This is a genomic window from Brevundimonas sp. GN22 (assembly GCF_054824005.1).
The window spans coordinates 20,719-27,627 of the sequence record NZ_JSYD01000059.1 but is presented as its reverse complement, the minus strand read 5'-3'; the positions used below and the strand labels follow the sequence as shown (position 1 = coordinate 27,627).

Annotated in this window: 4 protein-coding genes and 1 pseudogene; 3 read left to right on the top strand and 2 right to left on the bottom strand. The window is 61.3% G+C overall.

The features are described 5' to 3' along the window. Together OB03_RS08860 and OB03_RS08855 are read right to left on the bottom strand one after the other, a co-directional pair. Positions 1-520: pseudogene (locus OB03_RS08860) on the bottom strand (LytTR family DNA-binding domain-containing protein); the annotation flags it as partial. Positions 521-527: 7 nt separating this feature from the next. Further along, a complete protein-coding gene (locus OB03_RS08855; protein ID WP_242912650.1) occupies positions 528-1,319 on the bottom strand; it encodes a TetR/AcrR family transcriptional regulator in 792 nt (263 codons plus the stop codon). Between the two features lie 189 nt (positions 1,320-1,508). On the opposite strand from OB03_RS08855, the gene OB03_RS08850 reads away from it, so the two are divergent. From OB03_RS08850 to sucC, 3 genes are all read left to right on the top strand, one after another. Continuing rightward, positions 1,509-3,845 (top strand): TonB-dependent receptor, encoded by a 2,337-nt coding sequence (locus OB03_RS08850; RefSeq protein ID WP_461343884.1) that lies wholly within the window; start codon positions 1,509-1,511, stop codon positions 3,843-3,845. Between the two features lie 127 nt (positions 3,846-3,972). Then, positions 3,973-5,529, top strand: a complete 1,557-nt coding sequence (locus OB03_RS08845; RefSeq protein WP_461343883.1) for a spinster family MFS transporter — start codon at positions 3,973-3,975, stop codon at positions 5,527-5,529. A gap of 175 nt (positions 5,530-5,704) precedes the next feature. Then, a complete protein-coding gene (gene sucC / locus OB03_RS08840; RefSeq protein WP_242912653.1) occupies positions 5,705-6,895 on the top strand; it encodes an ADP-forming succinate--CoA ligase subunit beta in 1,191 nt (396 codons plus the stop codon). The last annotated feature ends 14 nt before the right edge of the window (positions 6,896-6,909 follow it).

The window sequence follows — 6,909 nt, the reverse complement described above, 5'->3', positions numbered from 1 at the left end:
TCAGATAATGGTCCTCGGCCTGTACCGCCCAAAGGTTTGCTCCACGCAGTTTCAGCGGAAGCCGTTGCAGAAAGCGGGCCGGTGCCTGTCCCTCGGTGGCATGGGTGGCTACGGGTTGGGCGCGACTGATGAAGACATTGATCGCGCACAAAGGCACCGTCACGGCCATCACCGGCAAGAAGAAGTGGTGGAGGTGCGCCAGTGTTGGTGCTTCGCGCCAAAACAGCACTGCGGTGGTGATCCAGACCATGACGATCACCGGCACAGCCATGAGCAAGGACAACAACGCGATTTCCAGCCACGGCCGGTCGCTGGTGTCGATGGTCCGTTCCAGCACGCGGCTGCACAGGGCCGCCCAAAGGCCGCCGGCAATGATCAGGGGAATCCAATAAACCAGCCGCAGCCAAAGCGGAGCCTGCGATGATCCGAATGCGCCGCTGAACGCCAGAAATCCTCCGGCGACGATGCCGATGGCAATACCGCGCATGATGGGACGCTTATGGAAGGGCGCTTTGTCCATGGTTGCTTCAGTCGTGGTCGCAAACAGCGCGGAACCCGGCCGCACCGAACTTTACCATCCGGTCGCAAGCTGTGTTCAGGTCGCCCGATTTGCATAGGCCGCCGGAAAGGCGATCAATGCGGCCTGTCTCGCCGAGGGTCAGCGTCAGGGCACCGGAAAGATTGTGCCAGGACCAATAGAGTTGCTCGTCGGTAGCCTTGGGCATGATGACGCGCACCAGTTCCAGAAGGCGACGGATCGCGGGGTCGAAATATCGGGCCATGGTCTCGCCGCCAAATGCGGGGTTGGCGTTGGTCTGCGCCACCAGCGCCGCATAATGCTTCCAGCCGGGACCACCTGTCAGGGACCACTGGAAAGGCGGGCGCAGGAAGGCCTCCAACAGGCCCTCCAAGGTCATCTGACCCTCGTTGGCCGCCGCATAGCGGTCCACAGCGGCGACGCGCTCGTTGTTCCAGACGGCGGCGCGACGGTTAAAGACCGCGTCAAACAGGTCTTTCTTGGAGCCGAAATAATAGTGCACCAGCGCGGTATCGACCCCGGCTTCGCGGGCCACCTCGCGGATGGTCACACCATAGAAGCCGTGCTGGGAGAACAGACCCTCGCCGGCGTTCAAAATGGCGTCGCGGGTATCGTTCGAACCTTCTGAGGCAGACTTTTTCGGACGGCCCCTTTTTCCGGTCTCCGAGGTGGCACCGGCGTTGCGAGGGCGTCGTGGTGCTGCGTTACGGGGCGTGGCAGGCGCGCTTTTTTCTCCGGCAATCGGGGTATCCGCAGCGATGGCCTTGGGGGTGTCGGTCATATCAGTCGTCTTGTTACCGGTCGTCGGGCGCGCAAAATCGCGGCTGTGCAAGCGTGCCACAGTTCGCCGTTACGTCAGAGGGTGCACTATCTTGGCGTTTGACAGCCTACGCAATAACAGCCACATCTAAAGAAAATCATTGAACGCTGAATAAAAGCGTCGATCAGGTTGGAAACAAGAGGGACTCACATGAACCGAGTGATGAAGCGCGCCTTGCTGGCCGGCGCTGCGTTTGGCGCAATCGCGACCGGCGCTCAGGCGCAAGAAACCGCCTCGCAAGAGGCTGTAGCCGTTGAAGACATCATCGTTACCGCACGCCGTACCGAAGAGTCCGTGCAAAAGACGCCGCTGTCGATCTCGGCCTTCTCGGAAGAGACCCTCAACCGTATCGGCGCAACCGACGTCACCGGCATTCAGGGCGCTGTGCCGAACCTGAACCTGGTACAGGGCCGTGGTTCGTCGGACGCAACCAACATCTACATCCGCGGCGTGGGCCAGCCGGATGCGCTGCAAACCTTCGATCCGGCCGTCGGCGTCTATGTGGATGACGTTTACTTCAGCCGCATCCGCGGTACCCAATTGGACCTGATGGACCTGCAGCGCGTTGAAGTTCTGCGCGGTCCGCAAGGTACGCTGTATGGCAAGAACACCATCGGCGGTGCTTTGAAGCTGGTTACCCGCCGTCCGGATTCCGGCCCATACGCCAACGTCTCGGCCGCCTTCGGTGACTACAACCAGCGCGAAATCAAGTTCAGCGGCGCAACGCCGGTGAACGACACCTTCGCCATCGGTGGTGCAGTCCTGTACTCGGTGCGTGACGGCTATGTCACCGATCCAGTCACGGGCGCAGAGTATAACGACAAGGACACTCTGGCGGGCCGTGTCTCGGCAGCCTGGACCCCGCGCGATAATTTCCGCCTCGATGTGGCCGCCGACTATACCCGCGAGCGCGCCGGTATGACCGTGGGTCGCGCCGAAAGCCCCCTCTACACCACCGACTTGCTGCTCGGCACGGTGACCGTGCGCCAGCCGGCTCCGGCGGCTGGCAGCGAGTTCAACTACCAGTCCCGCACCACGCCGGGCCTGCCGAATGAAACGCCGCTGGATCACTGGGGCCTGTCCGCGACGGCGACCTGGGACCTCAGCGAAAGCCTGACCCTGAAGTCGATCACGGCCTATCGTGACCTGTCCTACGACGACTACATCGACATCGACGCCACCCAGTTCGAAATGGGCGATGTCTTCGTCGGCGTCGACCAGAACCAGTTCAGCCAGGAATTCCAGCTGAGCTACAACAACGGCGGCCGCTTCAGCGGCGTTGCCGGCGTCTACTACCTGAAGGAAAAGATTGAATCCTATCAGGAAGCCTATGGCGACGACATCTTCACCACTGCGGGCCTGCCGACCGGCTTCCTTCGCACGATTGCCGACGATCTGGATACGACCAGCTGGGCGGTTTACGCCAACGGTACGTGGCAAGCTACGGACGCCCTGCGTCTGTCGGCCGGTCTGCGCTACTCGCACGAGGAAAAGGACTACTGGCGCACCACGACGACCGACTGGACCATCCCGTCGCTGATCGGCACCGTGTTCGCACCCTATGACGCCGTATTCGCGCCGTTCCGTCTGGACCCGACCTTCGCCTTTGACGTCAACAACAGCTGGTCTGACGTCTCGCCGATGATCTCGGTGGACTATCAGGTCTCGCCGGACGCCATGGTCTATGGCCGTATCTCCAAGGGCTTCAAGTCGGGCGGCTTCAACGGCCGTGCGAACAACCCAGGTGAGCAACAGCCTTACGATCCGGAAACCGTCACCAGCTTCGAACTGGGTGCCAAGACCAGCTGGGCCAATGGCCGCGTCCGCGCCAACGCCTCGGTCTTCTACAATGACTACGAAGACTTCCAGGCCCGTGTCTCGGACTGTGTGGCTGACGCCGCAACGCCGGGTGGCAACTGCACCATCGCACTGACCGTCCTGAATGCCGGTCAGCTCGACATCAAGGGTGCCGAGCTTGAAGTGTACGCCAACGTCACGCCGGCCCTGCAACTGGATGCCCAGATCGGCTACCTCGATGCGTCCTATGGCGAGTTTGACGAAGTGCGCGCCCTCGGCACGCCGCCCGTCGAGACGACCATCGACCGTAGCTGGCAGACCCCGGCCTTCTCGCCGAAGTGGACCCTGCGTCTGGGTGGCTCGTACGAGTTCAACCTCGGCGAAAACGGTGCCCTGCAAATCGGTGCCCAAGCCCGCTATCGCTCCAGCATGGCTCTGTCGGTGGACAACGCCAACATCCTGACCGGCGAAGAATATCCGAGCATGTTCCAGGACAGCTACTGGATGTACGACGCGCGTGCCGAATGGCGCACCGCCGACGACCGCTATTCGATCGGCATCTATGGCAAGAACCTCAGCGACGAAGTCTACAAGACCGACGCGCAAGAGTTCTCGTCGGTGGCGGGTATCCGTACCGCCTACTACGGCGCGCCGCGCACGTGGACGGTGAAGTTCACGGCCAAATACTAAGCCGTGGCTCTGGACCACTAAGTTCGAAGAAGGGCGGCGGTACTCACCGCCGCTCTTTTTCTTTTGCACACGGCAGCGGCAACGCTACCGTCGCAACAAACAAGAATATTTCGGAAGGGGACGCGCCATGAGCCAAGGGCAGGCTGCAGACGGCACCGCGACAGCGGTCGGTGAGGGGGATAAGGCTCCTTCGCCAGCCTATCGTTATTACGTGCTGGCCATTCTCGTTTTTGTTTACATGCTGAACTTCGTGGATCGCCAGATTATCGGCATCCTCGCGGCACCGCTGAAAGAACATTTCCAGATGAGCGACAGCCAGTTTGGCTTGCTCGGCGGGATTGCCTTTGCCTCGGTGTATTCGACGCTAGCCATTCCGCTGGCGTGGCTGGCAGACCGGACCAGCCGCGTGTGGATTATGACGGGTGCGCTGGCGGTCTGGTCGGGCTTTACCGCACTGTGCGGTATCGCGGGCTCGTTCGGCCAACTGTTCCTGTTCCGCATGGGTGTCGGCGTGGGTGAAGCGGGCGGCGTGGCACCGGCCTATTCCCTGATTGCCGATTATTTTCCGCCCAATCAGCGCGCGCGCGCCATGGCTGCTTTTGCTTTTGGCATCCCGTTGGGGACCGCAGGCGGGACCCTGATCGGGGGTTTGCTGGCGGCGAAATACGGCTGGCAGACGGCCTTTATCGTGGTGGGCGTCCTGGGCGTTCTTATTGCGCCGATCCTACGTATGACCGTGCGCGATCCAAAGCGTGGCGGCACAGATGCGCCTCTTGCGGGCGCTGCGGCCACGCCTGCGCGGGTTGCTCCCTACGCATCGAACCCCTTTGAAGTCCCGGAAGACACTGGCCTCGGTAAAAAGGTGGCTTTGGCCAGCTTTGGTATCGGCGGTGTATTTGCGGCATTGGGCGTGCTGAGCCTGATGGGCATTGGCGTGCAAAATCCGGTCATCCCGTTCTTTGGGACAGGCCTGATGACCGTCATCGGCATCTCGCTGTGGATCGCCAAGTCCACCGGCAATGTCATCATGAAAAAGAAGAGCTTCTGGCTGCTTTCGCTGGGCGCGGCGTCTTCATCGGTGTGTGGCTACGGTGTTGCGGGCTGGCTGCCCCTGTTCTTCATGCGCAGCTTCAATCTGACGCTTTCGCAGGTCAGCTGGTACTATGCCGGTATCGCCCTGATCGGTGGTTTGCTGGGTATCTGGATGGGCGGCGCGGTGGCCGACAAGATGGCCAAGCGTTCCAAGTCGGCCTATCCGCTGGTCCCGGCGGTCGCCTTCATCATCTCGGCACCGTGCTTCATTCTGGCAATGAACTCGCCGGCCATCATCGGCATGCTGCCGGGTGGCGGTAGTGCGGGTCTGGCTCTGGTAATCGCCTTCCTGATCTTCCTGATCCCGACAGGCCTGAACCTGGCATGGCTGGGTCCGATCACGGCCGCGGTACAGCATCTGGCTCCGGCCCCGATGCGCTCGACCGCCTCGGCGATCTTCCTGCTGATCAACAATCTGCTGGGTCTCGCTGTCGGCTTCTTCTACTTCGGCTGGATGAGCGATGTTTTGCGCCCGACCTTCGGTGACGAGAGCCTGCGCTGGGCTATCTATACGGGCATGGGCTTCTATCTGATGGCGTCTGTGCTGCACTTCTGCGCATCGCGCACCCTGCCCAAGGACTGGACCGACTAAGGGCTTGGGCCAACCTATCCGACTGGCGAGGGCCGGGCGCATAATCGCGTCCGGCCTTCTGCATTCAGGACGTTGTTACCTCACGCATGACGACAGACTGTTGCGTACCAGAACCCGCAATGCCTATAAGCGCGACCAAAGTTTCCCCAAACCTCTCCATTGGCGCGGATCCAATATGAACATTCACGAATATCAGGCCAAACAGGTCCTCAAGGCCTACGGCGCACCTGTCGCCGAAGGCGTCGCTATTACCTCGGCAGATCAGGCCGAAGCTGCTGCCAAGCAACTGCCTGGCCCGCTTTACGTCGTGAAGTCGCAGATCCACGCTGGTGGCCGCGGCAAGGGCAAGTTCAAGGAACTGGGCGCTGAAGCCAAGGGTGGCGTTCGTCTGGCCTTCTCGATCGAAGAAGCCGTCGCTCACGCCAAGGAAATGCTGGGCAACACGCTCGTCACCGCCCAAACCGGCGAAGCTGGCAAGCAAGTGAACCGTCTGTACATCGAAGACGGTGCTGACATCGCCCGCGAACTGTACTGCTCGCTGCTGGTTGACCGCTCGGTCGGTCAAACCGCATTCGTCGTTTCGACCGAAGGGGGCATGGACATCGAAGAAGTGGCCCACGCCACTCCGGAAAAGATCCACACCATCGCCATCAACCCGGAAGCCGGTGTCACCGACGAGAACGTCGCTGCGATCAACGCCGCTCTGGAACTGACCGGTCAGGCTGCCGAAGACGGCAAGTCGCTGTTCCCGATCCTGTACAAGGCCTTCGTCGAGAAGGACATGGACATGCTCGAGATCAACCCGCTGATCGTCATGGAAAACGGCCACCTGCGCGTCCTGGACGCCAAGGTCTCGTTCGACGGCAACGCTCTGTACCGTCACGAAGACATCCGCGCCCTGCGTGATGAGACCGAAGAAGACGCCAAGGAAATCGAAGCCTCGAAGTGGGACCTCGCTTACGTGGCCCTCGACGGCAACATCGGCTGCATGGTGAACGGCGCTGGTCTGGCCATGGCGACCATGGACATCATCAAGCTGTACGGCAAAGAGCCGGCCAACTTCTGCGACGTCGGCGGTGGCGCCGGCAAGGAGAAGGTTGCTGCAGCCTTCAAGATCATCACCGCTGACCCGAAGGTCGAGGGCATCCTCGTCAACATCTTCGGCGGCATCATGAAGTGCGACGTCATCGCTGAAGGCGTTGTCGCTGCTGTGCAAGAAGTCGGCCTGAAGGTTCCGCTGGTGGTTCGCCTCGAAGGCACCAATGTCGAACTGGGCAAGAAGATCCTGAACGAGTCGGGTCTGGCCATCACCGCTGCTGACGATCTGGACGACGCCGCCCAGAAGATCGTCGCCGCTGTCGCCTAAGCCCTGCACCTAGA

What these genes read in the sequence shown, in the direction of transcription:
- OB03_RS08850 (WP_461343884.1), top strand. Translation starts at nt 1,509, where the DNA reads ATGAACCGAGTGATGAAGCGCGCCTTGCTGGCCGGCGCTGCGTTTGGC.
- sucC (WP_242912653.1), top strand. Translation starts at nt 5,705, where the DNA reads ATGAACATTCACGAATATCAGGCCAAACAGGTCCTCAAGGCCTACGGC.
- OB03_RS08855 (WP_242912650.1), bottom strand. Translation starts at nt 1,319, where the DNA reads ATGACCGACACCCCCAAGGCCATCGCTGCGGATACCCCGATTGCCGGA.
- OB03_RS08845 (WP_461343883.1), top strand. Translation starts at nt 3,973, where the DNA reads ATGAGCCAAGGGCAGGCTGCAGACGGCACCGCGACAGCGGTCGGTGAG.